At 64.2% G+C, this 26,993-nt stretch carries 29 protein-coding genes and 1 tRNA gene; 12 read left to right on the top strand and 18 right to left on the bottom strand.

What is annotated here, in order from left to right:
* The first annotated feature begins 23 nt into the window (after nt 1-23).
* Nucleotides 24-773 carry an SDR family oxidoreductase gene (locus tag L879_RS0118765; protein WP_027317434.1) on the top strand — a complete coding sequence of 250 codons (750 nt, stop codon included), beginning with the start codon at nt 24-26 and terminating at the stop codon, nt 771-773.
* 40 nt (nt 774-813) lie between these two features.
* Here the strand turns inward: L879_RS0118765 and L879_RS0118760 are convergent, their stop codons facing one another.
* The gene (locus L879_RS0118760) at nt 814-1,101 is read right to left on the bottom strand and encodes a DUF2218 domain-containing protein (RefSeq protein ID WP_027317433.1); all 288 of its coding nucleotides are present in this window, start codon (nt 1,099-1,101) and stop codon (nt 814-816) included.
* A gap of 189 nt (nt 1,102-1,290) precedes the next feature.
* On the opposite strand from L879_RS0118760, the gene L879_RS0118755 reads away from it, so the two are divergent.
* The 3 genes from L879_RS0118755 to L879_RS0118745 all read left to right on the top strand — a co-directional run bounded on the left by L879_RS0118755 (nt 1,291) and on the right by L879_RS0118745 (nt 4,762).
* Complete coding sequence (locus L879_RS0118755) at nt 1,291-2,772, top strand: ABC transporter substrate-binding protein (protein WP_051435443.1); 1,482 nt, start codon at nt 1,291-1,293, stop codon at nt 2,770-2,772.
* 200 nt (nt 2,773-2,972) lie between these two features.
* Nucleotides 2,973-3,920 (top strand): ABC transporter permease, encoded by a 948-nt coding sequence (locus L879_RS0118750; RefSeq protein WP_027317431.1) that lies wholly within the window; start codon nt 2,973-2,975, stop codon nt 3,918-3,920.
* Nucleotides 3,917-4,762, top strand: coding sequence for an ABC transporter permease (locus L879_RS0118745; protein WP_027317430.1), 846 nt, complete (start codon nt 3,917-3,919; stop codon nt 4,760-4,762). The genes L879_RS0118750 and L879_RS0118745 overlap by 4 nt, the downstream gene beginning before the upstream one ends.
* A gap of 5 nt (nt 4,763-4,767) precedes the next feature.
* On the opposite strand, the gene L879_RS0118740 is transcribed toward L879_RS0118745, so the two are convergent.
* Together L879_RS0118740 and L879_RS0118735 are read right to left on the bottom strand one after the other, a co-directional pair.
* Nucleotides 4,768-5,763, bottom strand: a complete 996-nt coding sequence (locus L879_RS0118740) for an LLM class flavin-dependent oxidoreductase (RefSeq protein WP_035460178.1) — start codon at nt 5,761-5,763, stop codon at nt 4,768-4,770.
* 177 nt (nt 5,764-5,940) lie between these two features.
* On the bottom strand, nt 5,941-7,029 hold the full coding sequence (locus L879_RS0118735; RefSeq protein ID WP_027317428.1) for a TRAP transporter substrate-binding protein: 1,089 nt from the start codon (nt 7,027-7,029) through the stop codon (nt 5,941-5,943).
* Nucleotides 7,030-7,567: 538 nt separating this feature from the next.
* Between L879_RS0118735 and L879_RS0118730 the strand changes: the two genes are divergently transcribed.
* Entirely contained in the window at nt 7,568-8,338 is a 771-nt protein-coding gene (locus tag L879_RS0118730) for a hypothetical protein (RefSeq protein WP_027317427.1), read from the top strand.
* An 81-nt stretch (nt 8,339-8,419) separates the two neighbouring features.
* On the opposite strand, the gene groL is transcribed toward L879_RS0118730, so the two are convergent.
* Together groL and groES are read right to left on the bottom strand one after the other, a co-directional pair.
* Entirely contained in the window at nt 8,420-10,045 is a 1,626-nt protein-coding gene (gene groL / locus L879_RS0118725; RefSeq protein ID WP_027317426.1) for a chaperonin GroEL, read from the bottom strand.
* Between the two features lie 56 nt (nt 10,046-10,101).
* A complete protein-coding gene (gene groES / locus L879_RS0118720) occupies nt 10,102-10,416 on the bottom strand; it encodes a co-chaperone GroES (RefSeq protein ID WP_027317425.1) in 315 nt (104 codons plus the stop codon).
* A 235-nt stretch (nt 10,417-10,651) separates the two neighbouring features.
* Between groES and L879_RS0118715 the strand changes: the two genes are divergently transcribed.
* Complete coding sequence (locus L879_RS0118715; RefSeq protein ID WP_027317424.1) at nt 10,652-10,873, top strand: alkylphosphonate utilization protein; 222 nt, start codon at nt 10,652-10,654, stop codon at nt 10,871-10,873.
* A 52-nt stretch (nt 10,874-10,925) separates the two neighbouring features.
* Here the strand turns inward: L879_RS0118715 and L879_RS22350 are convergent, their stop codons facing one another.
* The 5 genes from L879_RS22350 to L879_RS0118695 form a co-directional block, all read right to left on the bottom strand.
* Nucleotides 10,926-11,459, bottom strand: a complete 534-nt coding sequence (locus L879_RS22350; RefSeq protein WP_035460176.1) for an SRPBCC family protein — start codon at nt 11,457-11,459, stop codon at nt 10,926-10,928.
* Nucleotides 11,452-11,820, bottom strand: coding sequence for an ArsR/SmtB family transcription factor (locus L879_RS22345; protein WP_035460175.1), 369 nt, complete (start codon nt 11,818-11,820; stop codon nt 11,452-11,454). Before L879_RS22345 ends, L879_RS22350 begins: the two co-directional genes overlap by 8 nt.
* A 66-nt stretch (nt 11,821-11,886) precedes the next feature.
* On the bottom strand, nt 11,887-12,108 hold the full coding sequence (locus tag L879_RS0118705; protein ID WP_027317423.1) for a SlyX family protein: 222 nt from the start codon (nt 12,106-12,108) through the stop codon (nt 11,887-11,889).
* Nucleotides 12,101-12,859 (bottom strand): oxygen-dependent tRNA uridine(34) hydroxylase TrhO, encoded by a 759-nt coding sequence (gene trhO, locus L879_RS0118700; RefSeq protein WP_027317422.1) that lies wholly within the window; start codon nt 12,857-12,859, stop codon nt 12,101-12,103. Before trhO ends, L879_RS0118705 begins: the two co-directional genes overlap by 8 nt.
* 64 nt (nt 12,860-12,923) lie before the next feature.
* A complete protein-coding gene (locus L879_RS0118695; RefSeq protein WP_245265266.1) occupies nt 12,924-14,345 on the bottom strand; it encodes an amidase in 1,422 nt (473 codons plus the stop codon).
* A gap of 385 nt (nt 14,346-14,730) precedes the next feature.
* Here L879_RS0118695 and L879_RS0118690 point away from each other — a divergent pair, with 385 nt between their 5' ends.
* The 3 genes from L879_RS0118690 (at nt 14,731) to L879_RS0118680 (ending at nt 16,478) form a co-directional block, all read left to right on the top strand.
* Entirely contained in the window at nt 14,731-15,462 is a 732-nt protein-coding gene (locus L879_RS0118690) for a Crp/Fnr family transcriptional regulator (protein WP_051435442.1), read from the top strand.
* A gap of 152 nt (nt 15,463-15,614) precedes the next feature.
* Complete coding sequence (locus tag L879_RS0118685; RefSeq protein WP_154664269.1) at nt 15,615-15,902, top strand: hypothetical protein; 288 nt, start codon at nt 15,615-15,617, stop codon at nt 15,900-15,902.
* Nucleotides 15,903-16,043: 141 nt separating this feature from the next.
* Entirely contained in the window at nt 16,044-16,478 is a 435-nt protein-coding gene (locus L879_RS0118680) for a hypothetical protein (protein WP_027317418.1), read from the top strand.
* Between the two features lie 48 nt (nt 16,479-16,526).
* Here the strand turns inward: L879_RS0118680 and L879_RS0118675 are convergent, their stop codons facing one another.
* Both L879_RS0118675 and solA read right to left on the bottom strand, forming a co-directional pair.
* Nucleotides 16,527-17,645 carry a branched-chain amino acid ABC transporter substrate-binding protein gene (locus L879_RS0118675; protein ID WP_027317417.1) on the bottom strand — a complete coding sequence of 373 codons (1,119 nt, stop codon included), beginning with the start codon at nt 17,643-17,645 and terminating at the stop codon, nt 16,527-16,529.
* Between the two features lie 33 nt (nt 17,646-17,678).
* Nucleotides 17,679-18,818, bottom strand: a complete 1,140-nt coding sequence (solA, locus tag L879_RS0118670) for an N-methyl-L-tryptophan oxidase (protein ID WP_027317416.1) — start codon at nt 18,816-18,818, stop codon at nt 17,679-17,681.
* 406 nt (nt 18,819-19,224) lie between these two features.
* On the opposite strand from solA, the gene L879_RS0118665 reads away from it, so the two are divergent.
* From L879_RS0118665 to L879_RS0118645, 3 genes are all read left to right on the top strand, one after another.
* A complete protein-coding gene (locus tag L879_RS0118665) occupies nt 19,225-19,458 on the top strand; it encodes a hypothetical protein (protein WP_027317415.1) in 234 nt (77 codons plus the stop codon).
* 160 nt (nt 19,459-19,618) lie between these two features.
* Complete coding sequence (locus L879_RS0118660; RefSeq protein WP_245265265.1) at nt 19,619-19,882, top strand: hypothetical protein; 264 nt, start codon at nt 19,619-19,621, stop codon at nt 19,880-19,882.
* A 621-nt stretch (nt 19,883-20,503) separates the two neighbouring features.
* A tRNA-Ser gene (locus tag L879_RS0118645) sits at nt 20,504-20,594 on the top strand.
* Nucleotides 20,595-20,759: 165 nt separating this feature from the next.
* Here the strand turns inward: L879_RS0118645 and L879_RS0118640 are convergent.
* The 6 genes from L879_RS0118640 to L879_RS0118615 are packed head-to-tail and all read right to left on the bottom strand — an operon-like array spanning nt 20,760 to nt 26,954.
* Entirely contained in the window at nt 20,760-22,178 is a 1,419-nt protein-coding gene (locus L879_RS0118640) for a M20 family metallopeptidase (protein ID WP_027317413.1), read from the bottom strand.
* A 37-nt stretch (nt 22,179-22,215) separates the two neighbouring features.
* Nucleotides 22,216-23,088 (bottom strand): alpha/beta fold hydrolase, encoded by an 873-nt coding sequence (locus L879_RS0118635; protein WP_027317412.1) that lies wholly within the window; start codon nt 23,086-23,088, stop codon nt 22,216-22,218.
* Nucleotides 23,085-24,089: an ABC transporter ATP-binding protein gene (locus L879_RS0118630; RefSeq protein WP_027317411.1), complete on the bottom strand. Its 1,005-nt coding sequence runs from the start codon at nt 24,087-24,089 to the stop codon at nt 23,085-23,087. Before L879_RS0118630 ends, L879_RS0118635 begins: the two co-directional genes overlap by 4 nt.
* Nucleotides 24,086-25,069 carry an ABC transporter ATP-binding protein gene (locus tag L879_RS0118625; RefSeq protein WP_027317410.1) on the bottom strand — a complete coding sequence of 328 codons (984 nt, stop codon included), beginning with the start codon at nt 25,067-25,069 and terminating at the stop codon, nt 24,086-24,088. The genes L879_RS0118630 and L879_RS0118625 overlap by 4 nt, the downstream gene beginning before the upstream one ends.
* On the bottom strand, nt 25,066-25,980 hold the full coding sequence (locus tag L879_RS0118620; RefSeq protein ID WP_027317409.1) for an ABC transporter permease: 915 nt from the start codon (nt 25,978-25,980) through the stop codon (nt 25,066-25,068). The genes L879_RS0118625 and L879_RS0118620 overlap by 4 nt, the downstream gene beginning before the upstream one ends.
* A complete protein-coding gene (locus L879_RS0118615; protein WP_027317408.1) occupies nt 25,977-26,954 on the bottom strand; it encodes an ABC transporter permease in 978 nt (325 codons plus the stop codon). Before L879_RS0118615 ends, L879_RS0118620 begins: the two co-directional genes overlap by 4 nt.
* Between the last annotated feature and the right edge of the window lie 39 nt (nt 26,955-26,993).

Here is a 26,993-nt window from a genome sequence, read left to right as displayed (position 1 = left end):
TGATCTTTAGATAGGGGACAATCATGAATCGCCTTGAAGGCAAGGTGGCGCTGGTCACGGGCGCCGGGTCGGGCTTCGGCTTGGGGATCGCGCAGACATTCGCCCGCGAGGGCGCCAAGGTCGCCATCATCGACATCAACGAGGCCGCGGCGAAAAGCGCAGCCGAAAGCATCGGCGCCAACGCCATCGGCCTTGCCGCCGACGTGTCGAAGGCCGCCGACGTGAACGCCGCCGTGGAAAAGACCGTGGCTGCCTTCGGCAGGCTCGACATCGTCGTCAACAATGCGGGCATCAGCCATCGCAACCGGCCGATGCTGGAGGTCGAGGAGGACGAGTTCGACAGGGTCTTCGCCGTCAACGTGAAGTCGATCTACCTCTTCGCCAAGGCGGCGGTGCCGCTCATGCAGGGCCAGGGCGGCGGCGTGTTCATCAATGTGGGCTCCACGGCGGGCCTGCGCCCGCGTCCCGGCCTCACCTGGTACAACAGCACCAAGGGCGCCGTGCACACCATGACCAAGTCCATGGCCGTGGAGCTCGCCCCCAGCAAGATCCGCGTCTGCGCGCTCGCCCCCGTTGCGGGAGAGACGCCGCTGCTTGCCACCTTCATGGGCGAGGATACGCCCCAGAAGCGCGAGCTTTTCGTCAACTCCATCCCGCTCGGCCGCTTCTCGACTCCGCAGGACATCGCCAACGCGGCGCTCTACCTCGCCTCCGACGAAGCCAGCATGATCACCGGCGTCGTGCTGGAGGTCGATGGCGGACGGTGCATCTGATACAGGCCTGCTTCCTCTCCTCTCTGGGAGGGGAAGCCCCTCACCCCTTCGACCAATCGAACGGAAGCGGGGCCTCCCGGAAGGCGAACCGGTCGAGATGGGAGGCCACGACGCCTTTCATCCGCTGGAGCGTCTCGTCGTCCTGGGCTTCCACGCTGACCGTCAGCGCCTCGGAATCCGCCGTCATGGTCGCGACGGCGGCCGGGAAGCGGACGATGCCCTCGCTCTCCGAAAACCGGACGTCGAGCTTGTGGCTCCAGTGCTTGCAGAGCTGCTGGAGGTACCTGGCGCCGTTTACGGTCGGCACCCGTGCTGTCTCTAGAACCATTTCAAAGCCTCTCCCCCGACCGTAAGCCCCGTTCGGACCGGGCAGGTATCGTTGCCTATCCCGCTTAGGTCCCCCGAGGGCCGAAGTTAAGTGAAGAATTCGTCATGACCATCTTCCATCCGGCGCGGTCCTGCGTAAGCTGAGGTTCCCGCGACCTGTCGCAGTCCCACCGGATGGAGTTCCCGCCTGATGACGAAGCGTTTCCTGACTGCTGCTCTTCTTCTCTCCGTCAGCGTCATCCCGGCCTATGCCGCCAAGACCTCCCTTGTCGTGGGCATGCCCATCGAGCCCCCGGGCCTCGATCCGACGATTGCCGCGCCGGTCGCCATCCGCGAAGTCACCTGGGTCAATCTCTACGAGGGCCTCGTCCGCATCGACCGAAACGGCAAGGTGCAGCCTCTCCTGGCCAAGAGCTGGGAGGTCTCGCCGGACGGCCTGACCTATACTTTCCGCCTGCAGGAAGGCGTGAAGTTCCACGACGGCTCGGCTTTCGATTCGGCGGATGTGAAATTCGCCTTCGACCGCGCCCGCGATCCGAAATCGACCAACGCCCAGAAGCAGATCTTCGCGCCCATCGACACCATCGAAACGCCCGATCCCGCGACCGTGGTGATCAAGCTCAAGGAGACCTCGGGCAATTTCCTCACCTATCTCGGCTGGGGCGACGCCGTGATCGTGGCGCCGGAATCGGCCGCCACCAATGCCGCGAACCCTGTTGGCACCGGGCCGTTCAAGTTCAAGTCCTGGACGCGCGGCGACCGGGTGGAGCTCGTCCGCAATGCCGATTACTGGCAGAAGGACAAGATCAAGCTCGACAGCGTCACCTTCCGCTTCATCAGCGACGCGCAGGCGCAGGTCGCAGCCCTCAAGGCGGGCGACGTGGACGCCTTCCCGAATCTCGGCGCGCCGGAACTCTTCGCCGAGTTCAAGAAGGATTCGCGCTTCAAGGCGGTCGCCGGCAACACGGAAGGCGAGATCGTCGCCGGCATGAACAATGCCAAGAAGCCCTTCGACGACGTGCGCGTGCGCCGCGCGCTCATGCATGCGATCGACCGCAAGGCGCTGGTGGAGGGCGCCTATTCGGGATTCGGCCAGCCCATCGGCAGCTTCTTCTCGCCCAACCATCCGGCTTTCGTGGACATGACGGGCGTCATTCCCTACGACGTGGAGAAGGCGAAGGCCCTTTTGAAGGAAGCGGGCTACGGCAACGGGCTTTCGATCACCATCAAGAGCCCGCAGATGGCCTATGCCAGCCGCTCGGCTGAGCTGCTCTCGGCCATGATGGCCGAGGCCGGCGTCGAGCTGAAGATCATCCCCACCGAGTTCCCGGCCAAGTGGATCGAGGAGGTCTTCAAGGCCAAGGATTACGACATGACCATCGTCGCCCATACGGAGCCGCTGGACATCGATATCTTCGCCCGCGACAACTATTACTTCAATTACAAGAACGACAAGTTCAAGGCCGTGGTCGCCGAGGCGGCGAAGACCACGGACGAGAAGGCGCGCTTCGCGAAATACGCCGAAGCCCAGAAGATCCTGGCGGAGGACGTGCCCGCCCTCTTCCTTTTCCAGCTGCCAAAGCTCGGCGTCTGGAACGCGAAGGTCCAGGGCCTGTGGGAGAACTCGCCGATCCCGTCGAACGACGTGACGGAGGTTTCGTGGAGCGAGTGATCTGAAGCGCCGCGACCTTGGCCCTCCCTCTTGCAGGGAGGGCAGAGGTTGGGGGCCGGAACGTCGAAGCGCGGCACCTGCTTCAAAGCGCGCAGGAGCGATACAGCGCCTGTATCGGCTCCGTGCCTGCAAAGCTGCGCCTCCCGCCCCATCCCCTCCCCGAAAGGGGAAGGGACATTGTTTTCTGTGAAGTCGGATTCATGCTTCGCCTCATCCTCTCCCGCCTCATCTCGCTGGCCGTCACCCTGCTCTTCGTGTCGCTGGCGATCTTCCTGATCCTCGAGGTCCTGCCGGGCGACCCGGCCGCCATCATGCTCGGCACCGCCGCGCGGGAGGATACGCTCGCCGCCCTGCGCCAGGAGCTCGGCCTCGATCAGCCCGCGCTCCTGCGCTACCTGCACTGGATCGGCGGCCTTCTCCATGGCGATCTCGGCACCTCGATCACCTACAAGATGCCGGTCTCGACGCTGGTCGCCGAGCGCATGAACGTGACGCTGCCACTGAGCCTGCTCGCCATCCTGATCTCGACTGCGCTCGCGCTGCCGCTCGGCGTCGCGGCGGCGGCACGGCGCGACGGGCCGGTGGACCGGGCCGTGCTGGTGTTCAGCCAGCTTGGCGTCGCGGTGCCGAATTTCTGGATCGGCCTTCTGTTCATTCTCTTCTTCTCGACCTGGCTCGGCTGGTTCCCGGCCGGGGGCTTTCCCGGCTGGAGCGCCGGAATCGCGCCTGCCCTGCAGGCGCTTCTCCTGCCTGCCGTGGCGCTCGCCCTGCCCCAGGCCGCCGTGCTCACGCGCGTCACGCGCTCGGCCACGCTCGAAGTCATCGGCGCTGATTTCGTGCGCACGGCCCGCGCCAAGGGCGTCAACAAGGCGGCGACGCTTCGCCGCCACGTGGTGCCCAACGCGCTCATCCCCGTCACGACGATCCTGGGATTGCAGCTCTCGTTCTTCTTCGGCGGCGCGATCCTGGTGGAGAACGTGTTCAACCTGCCCGGTCTCGGGCGGCTTGCCTATCAGGCCCTCAACCAGCGCGACCTCGTGGTGATCAAGGACATCGTGCTCATCTTTTCCGGACTCGTGATCGTGGTGAATTTCCTCGTCGATATCGGCTATGCCATCCTCGATCCGCGCCTGAGGAACCGGGCATGACCAAGCGCTCCCGCCTTCCTCTCAATTCCGCCCTCGTCGTCGGCGGCATTCTCACGGCGCTGCTCGTCGTCACCGCCCTCGTCTCGCTCGTCTGGACGCCGGAAGTGCCCACCCGCGTGCGCGTCGCCCTGCGCCTGAAAGCGCCAGGAGAGCTCGGCCTTCTCGGCACCGATCATTTCGGCCGCGATGTCGCGTCGCTCCTCATGGTGGGCGCCTGGAACTCGCTCGCCATCGCGTGGCCTGCGGTTCTTCTCGGCGCGGCCATCGGCACCGCCATCGGCTGCGCGGCAGCCGCGTGGAAAGGCATCGCGGACGAGATCGCCATGCGCGTGTCGGACGTGGTCTTCGCGTTTCCGGCCGTTCTCTCCGCCATCATGATCGGCGCGCTGGTGGGCTCGGGTCCGCTCGCCGCCATCCTGGCGATCGCCGTGTTCAACGTGCCTGTCTTCGCGCGGGTCACGCGGGGCGTGGCGCTCCAGGTCTGGACCCTCGACTACATCGCCGCCGCGCGGGCCATCGGCAAGCATCCGTTGCGCATCACCTGGGAAGACGTGATGCCCAACATTGCGGGAGCGCTGATCGTGCAGGTCACGATCCAGCTCGCCCTTGCAATCCTGACGGAAGCGGGCCTGAGCTATCTCGGCCTTGGCGTGCGGCCGCCGAACCCGAGCTGGGGGCGCATGCTGAGCGATGCGCAGACCTATCTCTCGCAGGCCCCTCACCTCGCCATCGCGCCGGGCATCGCCATCGCGCTGTCGGTGCTCGGCCTGAACCTCCTCGGCGACGGCCTGCGGGATGCGCTCGACCCGACCCTGAAGGGCCGGGGCGGCTCGACATCCTGACGGCTTCACCCCGCCATCGCGCGGCGCACCTCGCTCAGGATCTCGTAGGAACGCAACCGCTTGGAGTGGTCGTAGATTGCGGCGGCGGCGATGATCTCGTCCGCCCCAGTCTGCGCGATGAAGCGCTCCAGTTCCTCGCGGACGGTCCGAGCCGACCCGACGAAGGAGCAGGAGAGCATGTTCATGGCCTGCACCTTCTCCTGAGGCGTCCAGTAGCTCTCGATATCGTCGATGGGCGGCTGAAGCTTGCCGCGCGTGCCGCGGAACAGGTTGGTAAAGGATTGCTGCGGCGAGGTGAAGAGACGGCGCGCCTCCTCGTCCGTATCAGCAGCGATCACGTTGACGCCGACCATAGCATAGGGCCTGTCGAGCTGGGCGGAGGGCTGGAAGCGCTCGCGATAGACATGCAGCGCCTGCATCAGGGCGCCGGGCGCGAAATGCGACGCGAAGGCGTAAGGCAGTCCGAGCATGGCCGCGAGCTGCGCGCCGAACAGGCTGGAGCCCAGGATCCAGATGGGAACGTTCGAGCCCGCTCCGGGCACCGCTTGGATCGCCTGGTCCGGCTGGACGGGACCGAGCAGCGCCTGCAATTCCAGCACATCCTGCGGGAACGTGTCGGCCGCGGTTGGGTCGCGCCGCAGCGCCCTCAGGGTGCGCTGGTCCGTGCCCGGCGCGCGACCGACGCCGAGATCGATCCGCCCCGGGAACAGGGCATCGAGGGTCCCGAACTGCTCGGCGATGACCAGCGGCGCGTGGTTCGGCAGCATGATGCCGCCCGCGCCGACGCGGATCCGCTTCGTGCCGCCGGCCACGTGGCCGATCACGACGCTCGTGGCGGCGCTCGCAATACCGATCATGTTGTGATGCTCGGCGAGCCAGTAGCGGTTGTAACCCCATTCATCCGCATGCTGCGCCAGATCGAGCGTGTTGCGCAGGGCGTCGGCGGCCGTGAAGCCTGCGGGAACGGGCGCGAGGTCGAGGATCGAGAAGGGAGGCGTCATGAGATTCTTTCGCAGGCGTCTGGTTCAGCGACGGATGAACATAACAGATCAGACCTATGGGCCCGCGTTGCAAGTCGCCGCTTGCGCCACGCGGACAACCGACCCATGCGCACAGCGCAACGAAAAGCCCGGCATCGGACAGGCCGAGGCCGGGTTGCATAGGGGATCCGTGGTTACTCAGCCGCGTGTGCGGGCGCGGATCATGTAGGTGTCAAAGGCGTATTCGGCCACCTGGAACCAGAGATATTCCTCGTTGCGGAAGGCGCGGATGGAATCGACGATCTTCTTGAAATCCGCGTTCTGCGCGGAGATTTCCGCATAGACCTCGTTGGTCGCCTTGTAGGCGGCGTCGAGGATCTCCTGCGAGAACGGACGCAGCTGCGCGCCGGAGGCCACCAGGCTGCGGAGGGCCGCCGGGTTCTTGGCATCGTACTTCGCCAGCATGTCCAGGTTCGCAGCCATGCAGGCCGACTCGAGAATGGCCTGATAGTTCTTCGGCAGCGACTCCCACTTCTGCTTGTTGAACAGGAAGTGGATCGTCAGGCCGCCTTCCCAGAAGCCGGGATAGTAGTAGTACGGCGCGACCTTCTGGAAACCGAGCTTCTCGTCGTCGTAGGGACCGATCCATTCGGCGGCGTCGATGGTGCCGCGCTCCAGCGACGGATAGATGTCGCCGCCCGCCACCTGCTGCGGGATCGCACCGAGCTTCTGCATCACCTGACCGGCGATGCCGGCGATGCGCATCTTCAGGCCCTTCAGATCGTCGACGGTCTTGATCTCCTTGCGGAACCAGCCGCCCATCTGGGTGCCGGTGTTGCCGCCCGGAAGCGCGTAGAGATTCTGCTTCGCCATGAACTCGTTCACGAGCGCGATGCCGCCGCCGTGATAATTCCAGGCATTGAGCTGGCGGGCGTTGAGCGTGAAGGGAAGCGCCGCCGCCGCCGCGTAGGTCGGGTCCTTGCCGACATAGTAATAGGTCGCGGTATGGGACATCTCCACCGTGCCGCCGGCCACCGCATCGGCCGCCTGGAAAGTGCCGACGATCTCACCCGCCGAGAACGGCTGGATCTGGAATTTGCCGTCCGTGGCCGCGGACACGTATTTCGCGAGAAACTCGGCGCCGCCGTAGATGGTGTCGAGGGATTTCGGGAAGCCGGATGTCAGTCGCCAGCGGATCTCGGGCATGCTCTGGGCGATGGCGGGCTTGGCGATGGCGCCGGCGGCGAGACCCGCGCCGGCCGTTGCAAGAAAACTGCGGCGTTTCATGGTTGCCTTCTCCTGTTCGAGGGCATGTCGTGCCTTGAGAGATGCCCGGTAACAAGGGATGAATGACAGCGCGTAAAGTTAGACGAAAGGAGCGCCCTTCGACGTTCCATGTCGATCAACGGCGCTCATCCCCGCTCGTTCCTCAAAACCGGTCGGCGCAAATCCTTGATGTGATGGAGATAAGTCGGGATCGGAAAAGCGGTCACGTCTTCAGCAGGACGGCTGGCGCCTCACCGACATGACTTTGCCGCACGGGGCCTCTGCCGAGATTGCATGTTCCGCGAGACGAACGGCACTCGACAAGCAGATCCGTCAGAAAACCTCATGCGTCACGTCGAGCAGTCAAGAGCGTCATGAGACGCAGTCTCCGATGGCTCGTGGAGAATTGTCGGCATCCCGACGTTGATGATGAACAGTATTGCGACAGCATACCCCCAATGAGACATTGCAACTTTTGATTTCCGCCACAGACTTAACACATTCATTAATTGAGCTTCAATGAGGACAAGGGGAAGAGTCTTCGTGCTCTTATAAGCCGATGAATAAGACACTTGCTTTACTTGGTGCCTCCACCGTTTTCCTGGCGGCCATGAGCAGCGGCAGCGAAGCCCGGCTGGTTCGCTACGAGATCAACGGCAAGCAATATACCTACAGCAGCAACAACCGCACCGAGGCGACGGAGGCGAGGAAGCGGATCGCTGCCGCCAAGGCCGCGAAGGAAGCGAAAGCGAAGGCCGAGGCGGAAAGGAACGAGTACCCTCTCGTCGCGGCTTTCGGCTCGAAGCTCCAGACGGAGGCGAAGGAAGCCGAGGCGCGGCTCCAGAAGCTTCTCTCCGGCAAGTCCCAGCCTTCCGAGACCGCACGCTCCGCCGACGAGGATCGAAGCGAGCAGGCAGGCCGGGCACAGGATAGACCGCAGCGCGGCTCACCGCCCGCCAAGCCTGCCCAGCAGGCGGTCGTCGCATCGGCCGCCCCGATGGCTCCGATGGCGGATTCCGCTCCTGAACCGGTTCCCGCAAAACCCCAACCGGCTGTCGCCGAACCGCTCGACACGCCTTCCGCGTCGAAGGTCAAATCCGTGTCCTTCGACGTGGAAAGCGGCATCAAGACCATCATCAAGGCCGATGGCACCATCGAGGAGGAACCTTTCGACAGCAGCGTCCTCTCGCAGCTAACACGCGATCTGGAGAAGGCGAACAGTCTGATGGCCTTCGTGAAGCAGCTCCGCGAGACCTCCGTGGAAACGACGGGCTCGATCAGGACGAGCGTCGCGGAGCAGAAGCCGGAAATCGCGATCAAGCATCGCTGATCGTTCGCATAGCGCATCGCGCATAAAGAAAACGGCGCCGTGAGGACGGCGCCGTTCCTGTTCATCGGATCGAGGGGAAAATTAGAAGTCCATGCCGCCGGCTGGCATGGCCGGAGCGGTTTCCTTCTTGGGCTTCTCGGCGATCATCGCCTCGGTGGTGATGAGAAGGCCGGCAACCGACGCGGCATCCTCGAGAGCCACGCGCACGACCTTCGCCGGATCGATGATGCCGAACTTGTAGAGATCGCCGTACTCGCCGGTCTGGGCGTTCCAGCCCGCCGAGTAATCGGCGGCCTCGGCCACCTTGCCGACGATGACGGAGCCGTCCTCGCCCGCGTTGATGGCGATCTGACGCGCGGGAGCCTGGAGTGCGCGGCGCACGATCTCGACGCCGGTTTTCTGGTCGTCGTTCGCGGGCTTCACGCCTTCGAGGGCCTTGAGCGCGCGCAGGAGCGCAACGCCGCCGCCGGGGAGAATGCCCTCCTCGACCGCCGCCTTCGTCGCGTGCATGGCGTCGTCGACGCGGTCCTTCTTCTCCTTCACCTCGACCTCGGTCGCGCCGCCGACGCGGATCACCGCGACGCCGCCTGCGAGCTTGGCCAGACGCTCCTGGAGCTTCTCACGGTCGTAGTCCGAGGTGGTCTCCTCGATCTGCGCCTTGATCTGAGCGACGCGGGCCTCGATGTCGCGCTTGTCGCCAGCACCGTCGACGATGGTGGTGTTCTCCTTCTCGATCACCACCTTCTTCGCGCGGCCGAGCATGTTGAGGGTGACGTTCTCGAGCTTGATGCCGAGATCCTCGGAGACGACCTGGCCCTTCGTGAGAACCGCGATGTCTTCCAGCATGGCCTTGCGGCGGTCGCCGAAGCCCGGAGCCTTGACGGCGGCGATCTTCAGGCCGCCGCGCAGCTTGTTGACGACAAGCGTCGCGAGCGCCTCGCCTTCCACGTCCTCGGCGACGATCAGCAGCGGCTTGCCGGTCTGAACGACGGCTTCGAGCACGGGCAGCATGGCCTGAAGGCCCGAGAGCTTCTTCTCATGGATGAGGATGTAGGGATCCTCCAGCTCCACGCGCATCTTCTCGGCATTGGTGATGAAGTACGGCGAGAGGTAGCCGCGGTCGAACTGCATGCCCTCGACGACCTCGAGCTCGGTCTCGAGCGACTTCGCCTCCTCGACCGTGATCACGCCCTCGTTGCCGACCTTCTGCATGGCCTCGGCCAGCATCCGGCCAACCTCGGCATCGCCGTTGGCGGAAATGGTGCCGACCTGGGCGATCTCGTCGTTGGAGGTGACCTTCTTGGCGTTCTTCTTGAGATCGGCCACCACGGCCTCGACGGCCATGTCGATGCCGCGCTTGAGGTCCATGGGGTTCATGCCGGCAGCCACGGCCTTCGCGCCCTCGCGGACGATGGCCTGGGCGAGAACGGTCGCGGTGGTGGTGCCGTCACCGGCACGGTCGTTCTGCTTCGAGGCGACCTCGCGCACCATCTGCGCGCCCATGTTCTCGAACTTGTCGGCCAGCTCGATTTCCTTGGCGACGGTGACGCCGTCCTTCGTGATGCGTGGAGCGCCGAAGGACTTCTCGATCACCACATTGCGGCCCTTGGGACCCAGCGTGACCTTCACCGCATCGGCGAGGATGTCGACGCCGCGCAGCATCTTCTCGCGGGCGTCCAGGGCGAATTTGACTTCCTTAGCAGCCATTGTTCGTCACTCCTGATGAGACGTAACGATATGTGACTCTCGAATTGCGCTTGGCCTTACGCGGCCTTCTTCTGGGCGGCGCTCTGCTCCAGCACGCCCATGACGTCGCTCTCCTTCATGATCAGGAGATCCTGCCCGTCGATCTTCACTTCCGTGCCGGACCACTTGCCGAAGAGCACGGTATCGCCGACCTTGACGTCGAGGGGAACGAGCTGTCCCTGCTCGTTGCGGGCGCCGGGCCCGACGGCGACGACCTCGCCCTGCTGGGGCTTCTCCTTGGCGGTGTCGGGGATGATGATGCCGCCTGCGGTCTTCTCCTCGGCATCGATGCGCCGGACGACGATCCGATCATGCAAAGGACGGAACTTCATGAAGCTTCCTCCAATGATTTCAGCATGTTAACTGCTCAAGCGGAGCCTCTTCGGGGCCTCCGCGGGCGATGATTTGGTTGGACGAGCTTCACCGTTCAAGAGGGTCGGATGAAAATTTTTCGGAGGCCTCAGAACGAGGACGCTCCAGCCCCTTCCTCGCCCCGATTGGACAAGCGGCGCCCCGGGCGGTTATGCCCCTTCCGGCAAGGCGCGTTCCGCGCCCAAGGAGACCGCAATGTCGGATATGGTTGTCAGGGACAGCAACGGGGCGCAGCTCAGCGAGGGCGATTCCGTCCAGGTCATCAAGGACCTGAAAGTGAAAGGCTCCTCCACGACTCTCAAGCGCGGCACGGTATTCAAGAACATCCACCTGACGGACAACGCAGGCGAGATCGAATGCCGCTCGGCCCAGATCAAGGGGCTGGTGCTCAAGACCGAGTTCGTGAAGAAGGTCTAAGACGAAGCGCTCCGACCGGCTTTGGCCGGGCGGAGCTTCTTGATGATGTCGTTCAGGCCGGAATTCGCCGTTCGTAGTCGCCCTTCAGGCGAGCCCAGCTCTCCCAGAACGAGCCCGGCTCCTGGCCCGACATGCGCGCTGCCAGGATATCGAGATGGGCATGCCAGCCGGCGCCGATGTTCAGCATCGTCGCGCGATCCGGCAGGCGGCGATGGGTGACGGTGAGCAGCACCCGATCCCCCTGAGGCTCCAGCGCGAAGGAAACGCCGCCCGTGTTGCCCCAGCTGATGGCGAGCTTGCGGGGCGGATCGAGTTCGGTGATCCGGCTCTGCATGCGCTGCTCCTCGGGGAAGCCTGCGGGTCGCTGGCCGGGCGGGTCGCTGAGTTCGTCATTACGCCAGACGAGTTCGAGAGGCGCTCCCACGGTCATCTCCATATGACCGGCGGCGAGCCACTGGCGGCGCAACTCGCTTTGCGTGAGGTAGGCCCAGACCCGGTCGATGGGACCGGGCAGAAGGCGCTCGATCTTCAACGTGGCAGGCTCCGTCAGCACGCCGTAGGCGTCCAGGGTGGCGAGATCAGTCATTGGGCGTCTCCTTTGAAGGTGGTTCTTTCCGGGCTTCCTCTTCACGGAGGAGCCGCTCCAGCACATCCAGACGGTCCGTCCAGAAGCGTTGGTAGAAACTCAGCCACTCGTGAGCGCTCGCGAGCGGACCGGGCTCGAGACGGCAGACATGGGTCCGCCCCCTCACCTCGCGATGGATCAATCCGGCATTCTCCAGCGCCTTGATGTGCTTGGAGGCCGCCGCGAGTGAGATCGCAAAGGGTTCCGCCAGCTGGCTGACCGTCCGCTCGCCGCCCGCAAGGTCGCGCAGCATCCGTCGGCGCGTGGAATCGCCGAGAGCGTGAAAGAGGGAATCCAGCTGAGATGTTTGTAATTCAACCATGTGGTTGAATATATGCGCACATCTTCAGATAGTCAACAGATCGGTTGAATGATTAGCTTGCGGATCTCAATAATGCGGCGGCGGAGGCTCGGGTGCGCGGGGTCCGCCTGCGCTGTCCTCGACCTCCTGAACGCGGTCCAGAAGCTCGCTGAGCTGGCGCCTGAGCGCGTCGATCTTCTTCCACTGGTCAATGACGGTCTGGTTCAGGTCCTCGATGACCTGATCCTGATAGGCGACGCGCACCTCCAGGGCTTCCAGGCGGGCGTTGAGGAGATCCGGGTCACTCATCGGCCAGCAGGCTCCTGTCTTCGGGGCGCTCGACCAAGCCGTGGCCGATGGAGACGCGCTCATCGAATACGAAGCAGCCGCCCTTCCAGCGGCTTTCCGCCTCCGGCACATCCTCCAGATATCGCAGGATTCCGCCCTTCAGGTGATAGACCTCCTCGAAGCCCTGGGCGAGCATGTAGGAGCTGGCCTTCTCGCAGCGGATGCCGCCGGTGCAGAACATGGCCACCTTCCTGTGCCTGGACGGGTCGAGTTCGTTCTTCACGAAATCCTTGAACTCGCTGAACTTCCTGATCCTTGGATCGACGGCTCCCTCGAAAGTGCCCATCTCCACCTCGAAGTCGTTGCGGGTGTCGAGCAGGATGACGTCGGGGCTCTCGATGAGGCTGTTCCAGTCGGCCGGCGCCACATAGGTGCCGACCCGCCGCAAGGGGTCCGTCTGCGGATCGCCCAGCGTCACGATCTCCTTCTTCAGGCGCACCTTCATGCGCTTGAACGGCATCTCGGAGGCGGTCGAGAACTTCAGCTCCAGATTGTCGAGGCGGCCCTGGAAGAGCGCGCCCTGCCGCAGCTCGGCCATCAGGGCGTTGATCCCCTCCTCCGTTCCGGCCACGGTGCCGTTGATCCCCTCATGGGCGAGCAGGAGCGTGCCCCTGATCCCGAGATCGAGGCACACCCGGTGCAGCGGGTCCTGGAGCTCCCGGAAATCGGGCAGCGGAACGAACTGATAGAGAGCGGCAACTTTGTACGTCATGGCCGCTCTTTACCAGCAGGAACCCGCCGGGAAAACCCGTCTGTCCTTCCCTTGAGGCCGCCTTTCAGGCGAGCTTCGGCCAGGGCCGGCTATCCCGACACATATCCTCCCAGGCCTGGGAGATACGAAGCACGCCCAAATCGTCGAAGCGCCTGCCGACGATCTGGAGGCCGATGGGAAGCCCCGTTTTCGTAAAGCCCGCATTGACGGATGCCGCAGGCTGGTCGGACATGTTGAAGGCGACCGTATAGCCGATATGCTCGAAGGGCTTCTCCGGATCGTGGATCGGCGAGGCGAGCTCGGCCGGATAGGCCACGCAGGGCGCCACGGGCGAGATCACGAAATCGAAGCGGTGGGTGGCGGCGACCGCCGCGTGGCGCATGACCATCATCTGGTTCATGCCGCTATAGACCTCGGCACCCGACAGGTCCTTCCCGCCCTCGGCCCATTGCAGGATGTAAGGAAGGATCCTGCCGCGGTCCTCGTCGCTCAAGGGAGCGATGTCCGTCCAGGCCCTCTGACGCCAGAAATCGTCGAGGCCGTCGAGCATCTCGCGGGTGATGAAGGCGGGCACCTCCTCGACGATAGCCCCTGCATCGGCGAAGGCCTTTGCCGCCCTTTCGACGGCGGCCCGGATTTCCGGATCGAGCGGCATGCCGACGCCGGCTTCCATCATCACGCCGATCCTGAGACCCTTGATGTCGATGGAGAGATCGAGCCAGGGCAGTTCCTGATACGGCAGGCTCGTCGGATCGCGCATATCGGGACGCGTGAGGCTCGTCATCATGAGCGCGGCGTCGCGCACCGTGCGCGTCATCGGCCCGGCGACGCGGCCGTAATAGGCCGGGTCGATGGGGATGCGGCCGAAGCTGGGCTTGAGGCCGAAGATCCCGCACCAGGAAGCCGGCAGGCGGATCGAGCCGCCGATATCGGTGCCGACATGGAACGGCCCGTAGCCCGCCGCGGCCGCCGCGCCCGCCGAGCTGCCGCCTGGGTTCTTGGAGAGATCCCAGGGATTGCGCGTGAGCGGGTGGAAGCTGGAAAGGCCGGAGGAGAGCATGCCGTAATCCGGCATGGTGGTCTTGGCGAGAATGACGGCGCCATCCTCGCGCAGCCGCGCCGCAGCCGGCGCATCCTGCGCGGCCGGCACGAGCGGGCGTGCGGCGGTGCCCAAGGGCACGGGCGTCCCCTTGGTGGCGATGTTCTCCTTGATGGTCGCGGGGATACCGTCGAGCGCCTTCGCCTCGCCTTTCATCCAGCGCTGCTCGGACGCGCGCGCATCCCGGAGAGCCCCCTCCGGATCGAAGGCGTATAGGGCCTGAAGCTTCGGCTCGTAAGCTTCGATGCGGGCGATCACCGCCTTGGTCGCATCGACGGGCGATGCCGTCTTGCGTGCGTAGGCGTCCAGCAGCTCGGGGCCTGACCAGTCGGCGAGATCTGCGGAAGACTCCGCCGTGAACCGATGCGACAGCGATGACGTACTCAATGTGATTTTCCCTCTCACGGATTCGACGTATCCCCATGCTGAAGCCATCCTCCTCATGGGTAAACCGGTTTTCGCCCTCCCTCGGTGCAATCAACCCCTGAACGCAGTGCACAGCTCTCGCCTCGTCGCTAGACGGCCATGAACAGCTCTTTAGGGGGATCCCTCTCATCGAGCGGCACAAAGCGGAAGCGGCGGAGTTTGAGTTACCGGTTGCCCTTTGCCGCCCTGCTCCCGGGCACGATCATCCTAAAGGCTAAAAGAGGGCCTCTGGCGATGCTCATTGGAAGGAGACATGATTACACAACCGAAGGATGTGTTATTATAATCCTGTCAAAATACGCGGTTTCCTGGGAAGGAAATCTGCCTAGCGCGGTGAGGACCTTCCATGATGAATGGTACGAAAGCCGCTCTTCATCGAACCAACCGGCTCCTTGGAGCACTGGAGCCGAACGACTTCCTTTGGCTCGAACCCTATCTCGAAATCGTCGACCTTCCACGAGGCAGGGTTATCTATGAGATCGGAGAACCGATCCACTATACCTACTTTCCTCACGACGCGATCATCTCGCTCATCACGGTTCTACAGAGCGGTGGAGCGGTGGAGGTGGCGATTTTCGGCAGGGAAGCCGCAGTCGGATTCGTCAGCGCTCTCGTCACCCGCCAATCCTTCGGTCGTTACATCACACAGGCCCCTGGAACGGCCTCGCGCCTGCCGGTGGAACGGCTCAACGATGCGTTCGCCAACAGGGCGAACATGCGGCACATCCTGTTCCGCTTTACGGAAGCTTTCCTGGCCCAGACATTGCAGACGGTCGCGTGCAACGCCGTTCATACGGTGGAGGCCCGGTTCTGCCGTGTGATCCTGAGCACCCGCGACAGGATCGATAAGGACGAGATTCCCCTCACCCATGAAGCGCTCGCAGACATGCTGGGCGTACAGCGCTCGACGGTGAGCAGCGTGACAAGCGCACTTCAGCGAGCGGGACTGATCCATCAGGGTCGGGGCACGATCCGCATCACGGACCGGGACGGCATCGAAGAAATGGCTTGCGAGTGCTACCAGACGATCCGCCAGAGCTTCGAAAAACTCCTGCCGGGCGCCCTCAGCTCTTCCTGAGCCGTGAAGACCGAATGCTCATGTGCGCCGGATCACATCGAGGAAAGAAGAAATAAAATTTCTTGAAAATCTGTCGGCTTCCCAACAGACGAGGCAGGCCCGGCCCATTATCCTCATATCAAATCACTATAAAAATCAATACGAGGAGAATGATGCCTGATACCCTGTTTCATGAAAATGAATTCGACAATGGAACTTCTCATCCGAAAATCTACTCAGCCTCACTCCAACCCTTGCTGCAATCTCTCCTGGCAACATTGGCCGATATCGATTTCGATTATGAAAAGGAATGCGAGAGAGCGAGCAGGACAGCGCCCGATATCAACAACCGGATCCGAGCCCTCGAAAAGATCAAGCTCCGCCACCGGGAACGGCGTGAACCCTACATCCAGCAACTCGCCGTTCTGCAGCGGCGGATGATGGAACTTAAGGCCGGATAATTCTCAAAAGCGTCGGCGCACAAGCGCCGGATACCGACGACAAGAAAAGACATTGGGGGCTAACGCACTCACTCAACAGGTCGCATGAGTGCATTCACAAGACCTGAGCATATCAGAACTGCTCATAAGGGATTGTAGCCAATGACTGAGGAAGAGATCGAAGTCGTCGCGGAGGAATTGGCCAAGATCGGTGGCGTTACCTGGTACCCGGGCCGGGAAAAAGGAACCCTGATGAGGGTCGTCTGCGATCGATACCGCGACCGCGCAAGAATCGCCATCGAGGCGCTCGAACGGTACCGGGCGAGCCGGCAGCCTTCGCTGACGCAAGACAACAACCGGATCGTCAGCTCCACGACCGGCTATCGTCCGCAAACGCCGTCCAATGACGAGATCAGGCCCGGTGCGACGGTGATCTATCGCCCCCCCGGAGACCGCAGGGCCTACGCCTGCAAAGTCGTCGAGATCGAGGGAAACCGCGCCTATCTCGCCCCTATTCTCAGGGCCTGCACGGAATGGGTTTCCATCGAACACCTCGTCCCTGCGAAGACTACCGACAATGCCGCCATGCAAGAGTAGGCATCGCGAGGGCGGCTCCTGCGCCGCCCTCGCCTGTTCGACGTCGGGTCACTGGGAGAGCTTGCTGTAGGTGCCGCCCTTCCAGATGTTGATGTCGTATCTCGGATCCTTGATATCGCCCTTCTGATCGAATGACACAGGTCCGATCACCGTATCGACAGTGATCTCGCGCAGGGTCTTGGCCACGGCCTTCGGGTCTGCCTTCCCGGCCTTGGCGATGCCGCCGGCGATGGCCTGGACGGTGGCATAGGAGAACAGGGTGAAGCCTTCCGGCTCGAAGCCGATCTGCTTGAACTGGGCCAGCGCCTCCTTGGCCGTGTCGCTGCCGCGGGCATCCGGCGGGAAGGTGAACAAGGTTCCTTCGGCTCCAGGCCCCGCCACGGACGCATATTCCGGCGTCGCGAGACTGTCGCCCATCATGAGCTGGAACTTGTAGTTCTGGTCCGCCGCCTGGCGCATGATGAGACCGGCCTCGGTGTGATATCCGCCGAAGTAGAGAAACTCGACGCCCAGGCTCTTGAGACGGTTCACCACCGCCGTGTAGTCCTTCTCGCCCGCATTGATGCCCTCGTAGATCACCTCCTTGACGCCGGCGGCGTTCAGGGACGCCTTCACCACATCCGCAAGCCCTTTGCCGTAGGCGCTCTTGTCGTGAAGGATGGCGATCTTCTTCGTTCCGTAATGCTGCTTGATCCACGGGCCGATGAACTTGCCCTGAGCATCGTCGCGGCCATAGAGGCGCATGATCGTCGACCAGCCCTGCTCGGCGGCCTTGTCGGTCATGGCCGGATTGCTGGAGGCCGGGCTCATCATCAGCACGTCGGCTTCGGCATAGACTTCCGAGGCCGGAATCGACGAGCCGGAGCAGGCATGGCCGTCGACGAACTTGATCCCTTCGGCGACGATGCGGTTGGCGACGGCGACGGCCTGCTTGGGATCGCAGGCATCGTCATAGACGACGATCTTGATCGTGTTGCCGTTCACGCCGCCCTTGTTGTTGATCGCCTGCGCGGCGAGCTCGGCGCCGTTCTTGAGCTGCTCGCCGATGCTGGCGACCGCTCCGGTCATGGGGCCTGCCACGGCGATCCTGATCTCCTCGGCCCGGGCGAGGCCGGTGCCGGCCAGCAGGGCCAGAGCGGACAGGTGAAGGGCGTAGCCTTTCTTCATGGGGTTTCCTCCTGGTTCTTATGCGCTTCCGCTTCAGGCGGCGTGCGGCCGGAAGCGGTCGATCCGGAAACGGGAAATGTCGCTCGCCGGTGTTTTTCCAAGGGCGAGATCGGCCAGGACCTCTCCGAGGACGCTGGCGAACTTGAATCCGTGTCCCGAGCAGGGGGAGGCCAGAACGATCCGCGGATCGGCGGGGGAGAGATCGACCACGAAATCCTCGTCTGGCGTGCGGGTATACATGCAGGTCCGCATCTGCCGCAGAGGCCCGTTTGCATCGGGCATGGCGAGGGCCAGCGTTCGCCGGATCTGGGCCTCGTCGGCCGCGTTGCCATCCTGCGCCAGGTCGTCCGCCGTCGGCAGCGTGGCCCCTTCGCGATGAGAGGCGGTCTTGACGCCTGTGCCTGCGAAATCCGGGAAGCCGTAGCAGGCGTCGTTCTCGGATTCGAGCAGGAAGACCGGGCAACGCTCGGGCGTGAAAAGCGAAGGATCGAGGGGCTCGAACCAGCCGAGCACCTGCCGCGTGATCCTCAGATTCGGCTTCAGCTCCGGCGCGAACGCGCTGATCCAGGCTCCGGTGGAGACGACCACCGAACCGGCTTCGATCGTCTCGTTCTCCGTCCGCACCCGCACCCCGGCTCCGAAAGGCTCGATGCCGAGAACGCGGGTGTTCGTGCGGGTTTGCGCCCCGTGCCCCTCGGCCAGCCGCACGAATTGTCGGATCGCCAGCTCGGGCCGCAGGAATCCGCCGTCGGGCTGGAACAGACCGACCCAATTGGAGGGGACCTTGAAGGCGGGGAAGCGCCGGGTGATCGCGGCGGCGTCGAGAACCTCGTGCGGCAGGTTGTGCTGCCGGGAGGCGTCGAGAGAGCCGCTCACGATGGGCGAGCCGGGATAGCCGGCTTCGAGGACGCCGGTCACCGTCAGGATCGTCTCGCCGGTGTCCCGCTCCAGCTCGCGCCATTTCTCGAGGGCGCGGCGCGCCAGGGGAACATAGGAAGGATGCTCGAAATAGGAGAGCCGGATGATCCGGCTTTCGCCATGCGAGGATCCCTTGTCGTGCCCGGGCTCGAACTGCTCGAACCCGACCACGCGCTTGCCCTGGCGGGCCAGATTGAAGAGGGCGGCGCTGCCCATGGCGCCCAGCCCCACCACCGCCACATCGAACGTCGCCATCGGGCCTCCCCTTCGCCACGCAACAGGACCATCGGTTTCAGGTGCTCACATTCTTCAACGCGGGCTGGTCCGTCAACATCATGCTGCGCAGACTTACTGTTCAGCGTGCCGTCTCAGGACTGTCCGCAACCGATACCGGCACGATCGCAACTTCGACCGCTTTCGCGTTATTCAAGTGCATATCCATGAATCGTCGCCGGGGCTCGCGTTCCATCTGCGCCGCATAGGCGTCCTTCCGGGCATCACAGCAATCGCCCGCACGGAGAAACTCGCATCGGCTCCATCGAAGAGCTAGGAATTTGTATCCTTTTGATCCTGCCCCCTACTCCCATCGCTTTGTTCCGAAACGGCCGCGATCGGATAGCCTTTCAGGACTTCGTCGCGAACCTGCGCGCAGGAGGGGCTGATGCATACGGATCGCTTTGTCGTCTTCAAATTTCAGGGCGAGTGGCTGGTGACTTACGCAGACCGGAAGCAGACGGCTTTCGCGACTCGCCAGGACGCCGAGCGGTCGGCCTTCGACGCGGCCGATACCCTTGCATCGAGCGGCCATGCGGTTTCCGTGCTGATCATCCCGGACACGCCGGACGAGGCTGCGATCTCCAGCGAAAGCGCCATGACGAAGTCGAGCCTCAACTAGAGAAGGTCTTCACGACGGATCTGCTTCTGCGATCCGCCGTCCCTGACACGAGGCGCGCACGGCAATCGGAACAAGCCTGCGGCAAGCTTGGGCACTTAGCTGCCACAATTGCGTGTCCAACTGCCGAGATTGTTCTGAAGCGTTTTCATTGGAGTGGATTGTGACGGCAACCTACGATTTCGATGAGACGGTCGATCTTCTCGCCCTGAGCCGGCCCTTCGAGCGATCGAACGGCATGAACATGGCCTGCAAGGTGGCGACCTTGCCGCTTCGGGAAGCCATTGCCCTGGTGATCGAGGATTGGGCCGATGACAAGTTCAGGCAATTGAGCGCCGTCATCGTCAGACGTTCGGGCCCGCCCATCCGCAGCCTCGATGAGATCAAGGCTCTCCATGCAAGGTCCGAGGCCGTTCCGGCCTCATGAGGCCTCTCGCTGCCCGAGCGACCGAAGGCCGTCGCGCCTGGACCGGATTGCCTATACTTTAGGCTGAGATCCCATCATTTCACCGCCCCGCCCCCTTCCCTGCCCGGCACGCAGCGGCTTTGATAGGGCTAAAGCGCGATCGACAGGAGGGATGAGGTGGAACTCGGCCAATCCGCATATACGTACCCGAAATGGTTTCCGGTCTTCCTGTCCGGAATCGGGCTCGTCAGCCTCGCCCTGTCCAACCTGTTCTGGTAGCCCTCCGGTGGCCGGGCACGAGTCCGACCCCGGATGATCCGTCCAAACCCCGGCCCAGAAGCGGGTTCGAGCCGGCTCTTTGATCTAGCGCAATGCCGCAAGGTCAGCGCGTGATAGAAATGCCCCGAAAAGGGGGTCTATCATGCACCCGTTCCGTGACGAATTCCTGCCCGTCGCCCTGGATGGCTTCCTGCTGTTCGGCGGCTGCGCCAGTCTTGCCAGCCTGCTGGCGGCACTCGTCCCGCTTTTCTGATTCCCGTGCTTCAGCCGCATGAAGCGGGCGATTTTGGACCTTGACGAAAGCACCCCGTTCGCGTCTATTGCGCCACCTACGAAGCAGGTTGAATCCTGCCTTCGTCGGCTGGAGACGTGGCCGAGAGGCTGAAGGCACTCGTTTGCTAAATGAGCATACCCCAAAAGGGTATCGAGGGTTCGAATCCCTCCGTCTCCGCCATTTAACTCCCTGATTTAAAAGAATTTTCCTTGTTCCTGGTCGCACGGACGGGTTTCTGCACGTGCGTCCTTGGCGCATGAGCCGATGCGATCCGGCCTTGTGGCACAGGAAAGGGCGCGCCTGGGAAGACGCGCCCTGTCAAATCTGCCTTCCTGTCGGGATGCGCTACCCGCGCGACATGTCCAGCGGGGGCTCGACGCCCTCGCGCAGGGGGCTCGTGTAAGGGGTCGCCCGGGTCCTCTCCACAAGATCGGCCTTGGCCGCGGCGCGAAGGGACGGATCGATGATGGCGGCCATGCCCGTCGCCGCCATGGCCTTGGCCACGTGAACCATGGCCTTGTGCGCCGCCGGCATCTTGCCCTGGGCAACCACCTGCCAGGTGTGGAACGGCGTGCCGATCGCGACCGTGGGCGCATGCGCCTGGACCGTCGGCACCACCCAGCTCACGTCGCCGATATCGGTGGAGCCGATCATGGGCTTGCGCGGCGAATCCATGGGAACGAGGAAGTCGGCGAGAGGCGCATCCGTCTGGGGCTGACCGATGGCGCGATAGACCGATGCGATCTCCTGCTCGGAGAGAGTCGCGCGGATCTTGCGCGCGAAGTCGCGGTCGGCCTCGTCGAAGGGCGGCGGGCCCAGCTCTTCCATTGCGTTGTGCAGGGCCTGTTCGAGCGGCGTGTTGCCGAGGGTGTTCGACACCGCGCTGACGATGCGCATCTCGACGCTCGTCTCCGTCATCAGCGCCGCGCCCTGCGCGATCTTGTGCACGCGCTCGATCAGATCGAGCATGCCGGGCAGGTCCATGGCGCGGATCGAATAGCGCACCCGTGCATAGGCCTGCACCACATTCGGCGCGATGCCGCCCGTATCGAGCAGAGCGTAGTGCACGCGCGCATCGGAGGGCATGTGCTCGCGCATGTAGTTGACGCCCACATTCATCAGCTCCACCGCATCCAGCGCGCTGCGCCCGAGATGAGGCGAGGCGGCCGCATGCGCCGCGCGGCCCGTGAAGGCGAAATCCGCGCGGGTATTGGCGAGCGAGAGCGCAGGCGCGACTTCCCAGAAGCTGTAGGGATGCCAGGAAATGGCGATGTCGGCATCGTCGAAGGCGCCAGCGCGCACCATGAAGGCCTTGGCCGCGCCGCCTTCTTCCGCGGGGCAGCCATAGTACCGCACACGGCCCGGAATGCCCTTCTCCGCGAGCCAGTTCTTCAGGGCCACGGCGGCGAGCATCGCGCCGGAGCCAAGAAGATTGTGGCCGCAGCCATGACCGTGCCCGCCAGGTTCGATGGGACGGTGCTCGGCAACGCCCGCCTCCTGGCTGAGGCCGGGCAGCGCATCGTATTCGCCGAGGAAGGCGATGACGGGCCCGCCCTCGCCGGCCTCGCCGATGACGGCGGTCGGGATTCCCGCGACGCCTTCCGTGACGCGGAAGCCCTGGTGCCGCAGTTCCGCCGCGTGCTCGGCCGCAGAACGAACTTCCGTGTAGCAGACCTCGGGCATGCCCCAGACGCGGTCGCTCAAGGCAATGAGGCGATCCTTGGCTGCGTCCACATGCTGCCAGATCTCATTCCGAACGTTCATCTCTTGCTCCGAGGTCTCTCTTGGATAGGACGCGGCGTCACAGGGCGGCGGGTTCGCTGGACGCCAGTTCTTCGGCCGGGGGAATGCGTCCCTCGAACCAGTAGGCGGCGGCGGCGCGCGACATGGCGGCGCCGTCGTGCCCGATGCCTTCGATGCGGATCAGCTTCCAGTGGAACGGCAGCCCCAGGCGCTCGGCTTCGCGGCGCGCGAAATCATACATGAAATGCGCGCGCGCATAACGGTGCTCGCCCTGCCTCAGGGCCTCTTCCTGGGCGGGAAGGCTCGGATCGTCCGTGACGATATCCTGATCGCCCGCGAAGATGTGCATCGGATAGGAGAACCAGCGCGCCAGGGCGGATTCGCTCAGGCCGATCCCCCCGAGCCCTTCGGGAAAGGCGCGGTCGAACGTCGGCAGGGTGTACCAGCCGGGATTGGCGGCGATGACGGCCTCGAAAGGCTCATGCTCCTGGGTCGCCAGCATGCGATGGGCGAACTGGCCGCCCGCGGAATGGCCATAGAGCCAGGCCTTGGCGCGGTGCGTCACGCCGGCCTTGCGCAGGGCGGCGAGAACGCGGGCCGGCACGGCGTAGATCCAGCTCTCGTATGGACGCACGCTGCCGTCGCCGCCGATGACGAGTCCGTTGTTGTACGATTCCGCATTGGGAAAGCGCGCGTCGGAGAAGGTCGGAGCGGCGATCAGGATGCGATGCTTCTCCGCTGCCGGAATCCAGAAGTCGCGATACTCGTCGCCGTTGCGGAGCATGCCGTGCTGCACGATGACGACCGGATCGTCCGGCCCGTGATCCGCTGGACGATAGAAGTTCACCTCGAGAGGCCGGTCGGGGTGGAAAGGATCGATGAAAGGAAGCGTGCTGCGGCCGATCTCGGGAAGAAGCGTGGTGGTCGTCATGCGTTGTCCGAATGATGCAAATGGCAGGCTGCGCTGCGACCGGGTGCGATCTCCTTCAAGACCGGACGGACCTCACGGCATTTCGCGGTGGCGTGCTCGCAGCGGGGGTGGAACGGGCAACCGCTCGGCGGCGCCAGAGGAGACGGCAATTCGCCCTTGAGCGGCTGGAAGTCGCGCTTGCGCCGCGCGGTGGACGGGCTCGCGGCGATCAGGGCCGCGCTGTAGGGATGAGCCGGGTCGGCGAAGATGTCGGCGGCCGGCCCGATCTCGACGATGCGTCCGAGATACATGATCGCGACGCGGTCGCTGATGTGGCGGACGATGCCGAGATCGTGACTGACGAACAGGTAGGTCAGGCCGTACCGCTCGCGGATGTCCATGAACAGGTTGACGACCTGCGCCTGGATCGAGACGTCGAGCGCGGAAACCGGCTCGTCGCAGACCAGGAAGTCGGGCTTCACCGCAAGCGCGCGGGCGATGCCGATGCGCTGGCGCTGCCCGCCGGAGAACTGGTGCGGAAAGCGCGTGCGGTAGGCGACATCGAGGCCGACTTCCGTGAGCGCGTTGTCCACGATCGCATCGATCTCGTCCTTCGGCGCGAGCCGATGAACGCGCAGGGCCTCGCCGATGATGTTGCGCACCTGCATGCGCGGATTGAGGGAGGCGTAAGGATCCTGGAAAACCATCTGGACCTTGAGCAGGTAGTTCAACCGCTCCTTGCCTCTCAGCCGGGCGACCGGCTGCCCGTTGTAGATCACATCCCCCGCGCTCGGCGCGGAAATGCCGGTCGCGATGCGTGCCAGGGTCGACTTGCCGCAACCGGATTCACCCACGAGCCCGAGCACCTCTCCCCGCTTCACGGCGAGATCGACGCCGTCGACGGCCCGCAGAACCGGCGGTGGCGAAGCCTGCCCGACGGCCGCCAGCATGCGCTGGGCAAAGGTCGACTTGCCACGGAAGTGTTTCTTCACACCCCGCAATTCGAAAATGGTTTCGGTCATGGGGCAATGCCCTCGGGCACGGGATTATGGCAGCGATAGCTGTGCCCATCGTCCCGAGCCTGAGGCGAAGGATCGATCTGCGCACAGACCGGGAGGGCGCGCTCGCATCGCGTCCGGAACGGACATCCGCTCGGGCGGGCGTTGATGCTGGGAGCGGCTCCGTTGATCTGCTTCAGCCGTTCGCCCGGAGCGACCGTCGCGGCGGAGGAGCCGAGAAGGCCGAGCGTGTAGGGATGACGGGGCGTGCTCAGAACGTCGTCGACGGTTCCGGTCTCGACGATGCGGCCGGCATACATGACGGCCACCCTGTCGGCGAGTTCCGCCACGACGGCGAGATCGTGGGTGATCCACAGGACCGCCGTGCCCGTTTCGCGGCTGAGCTTCTGAACCTCGAACAGGATCTGGCTCTGGATCGTCACGTCGAGCGCCGTCGTGGGCTCGTCGGCGATGATCAGGTCCGGCGCGTTGAGAAGGGCCGTCGCAATCGCGACGCGCTGGCGCATGCCGCCAGAGAATTCATGCGGAAACTGCTTGAGGCGCGTCTCGGGAGAGGGAATGCCGACCCGCGACAGAGCCTTCGCCGCCTCGGTCAGCGCCTCCTGCCTGCTGCACTTGCGGTGCTCGAGGATCGCCTCCGACATCTGCTCGCCGATGCTCAGCACCGGATTGAGCGTCATCAGGGGATCCTGGAAGATCATCGCGATGCGGTCGCCGCGCAGGCTGCGCAAGCGCTCTTCGGAAGCCTGGCGCAGATCCTCGCCCTTGAACAGCACGTCGCCAGCGACGACCTCGCCGGGAGGATCGATCAGCTGAACCAGGGAGAAGCCCGTCACGGACTTGCCCGACCCGGATTCTCCGACCAGTCCCACGATCTCTCCCGGCTGAATGGCGAGATCGACTCCATCGATGGCAGGCCAGGCCCCCGCGAGATCGTGGAAGACGGTCTTGAGCCCGCGAACTTCGAGCAGCGGCGTCGTCATGGGCCCCTCACATTGAAGCTGCGGCGCAGGCGGTCGCCGACGAGATTGAGCGACATGATCAGAAGGACCAGGGCAATGCCGGGGAAAGCGGCGATCCAGTACTCGCCGGAGAGCAGGAACTCGAATCCGTTGGCGATCAGGAGGCCGAGGGAAGGCTGCGTAACCGGGACGCCGACGCCGAGGAAGGAGAGCGTGGCCTCCAGCGTGATCGCCGTCGCGATGCTGATCGTCGAGATGACGAGCACCGACCCGATGGAATTCGGCAGGAGGTGCACCAGCATGATGTGGCGGGTGGGCAGGCCGAAATTCACCGCCGCCTCGATATATTCCTTGCGCCGCTCGACGAGCGCCGCCGCGCGCATGAGCCGGGCATATTGGGCCCATTGCACCAGGATGATGGCGACGATCACCTTGTCCACGCCCCGCCCGATGGAGGCGAGCAGGACGAGGGCGATGAGGATCGACGGAAAGCCGAGCATGAAGTCCACGACACGCATGATTGCCGCGTCGATGGCGCCGCCGAACTGCGCCGCGACAAGTCCCGCCGCGACGCCGATGACGAGTGCGCCCGCGGTGGAGGTCAGGCCGACGAGGAGACTGGTGCGAAGGCCGTACAGGATGGCGCTGAGCATGTCCCGGCCCTGCGCATCGGTGCCGAGCCAATACGTGATCCCGGTCATGCCCTGAGCGCCCGGCTCCAGGCGGTTGTCCATCACGCTCAGCGATGCGAGATCGTGCGGGTTCTGCGGAGCGATGAAGGGTGCGAGCAGCGCCAGCAGCACGAAGATGCCGAGCAGGACGATCGCGCCGCGCGTCGTGGGGCGGTTCCGGATCCGGCGCAGAACTTTCCTTCGCAGCGGCGTGTCGGCATAAGCCGCCACGGCCGGCGCAGCCGCCTTCGGTTGGGTCATGCCATTTCTCCCGTCAGCTTCACGCGGGGATCGAGGGCTGCGTAGAGAACGTCGACAAGGAAATTGACGACCACGAAGAGAAGTGTTGCGAGCATGACGTAGGCGACGACCACGGGACGGTCGAGATGATAGATGCTGTCGATGAGGAGCTTGCCCATGCCCGGCCAGGCGAACACGGTTTCTGTGATCGTCGAGAAGGCGACGAGGCTGCCGAATTCCATGCCGGCCACCGTCACGACGGGGATGAGGATGTTGCGCAGCACGTGCCGGCCCACGATGCGCTGGCGGCGCACGCCTTTGGCGCGGGCATATTTCACGTAATCCTGCGTCATCGCTTCCGTCGTCCCAGCCGCGACGAGCCGGATCATCAGCGCCATGTTGGGAATGGCGAGGTTGAGCGCGGGCAAGGTCAGGTGCTTGAGGCCGTTGAGGGTCAGCAGGCTCGTCTGAAATCCGAGGATGGACACCGTCTCCCCTCGCCCCGCCGTCGGCAGCCAGCCGAGCGCGACGCTGAAGAGCAGGATCAGCATCATGCCCTTCCAGAAGCTGGGAAGGGAGAAGCCGAGGATCGTGCCGGCCATGATCGCGCGGCTCGGACGGCTCTCCGGATTGAGGCCGGCCAGGAGGCCGAGCGGCACGCCGATGACGGCGGCGAGGCCCATGGCCAGGAGGACGAGTTCGAAGGTGGCGGGCAGCCTTGCGAGGATCAGCTCGACGGCCGGAACGCCATGCACGAAGGAGGTTCCGAGATCGCCTTTGAGAGCGCTGCCCAGGAAGGAGAGGTATTGCTGCCATACGGGCAGATCGAGTCCGAGGCGACGGATCATCGCCGCGCGCTCGGCGGCGCTCACCTGGGGCGGCACCAGCAGCTCGATCGGGTCTCCGATGCCGTAGACGGCAAGGAAGACCACGATGGAAACCGCGAGCAGAACCAGGACGCTCTGGATTAGGCGCTGCAGAATGTAGGCCGACATGGCAGGCGTTCCGGTCTGTTCGCGGTCTCGGTCTTCGTT

The organism is Microvirga flocculans ATCC BAA-817, assembly GCF_000518665.1.
Lineage (GTDB): Bacteria > Pseudomonadota > Alphaproteobacteria > Rhizobiales > Beijerinckiaceae > Microvirga > Microvirga flocculans.
Note: the sequence above shows the minus strand (reverse complement) of the source record. Positions and strands in the feature narration are given on the sequence as shown.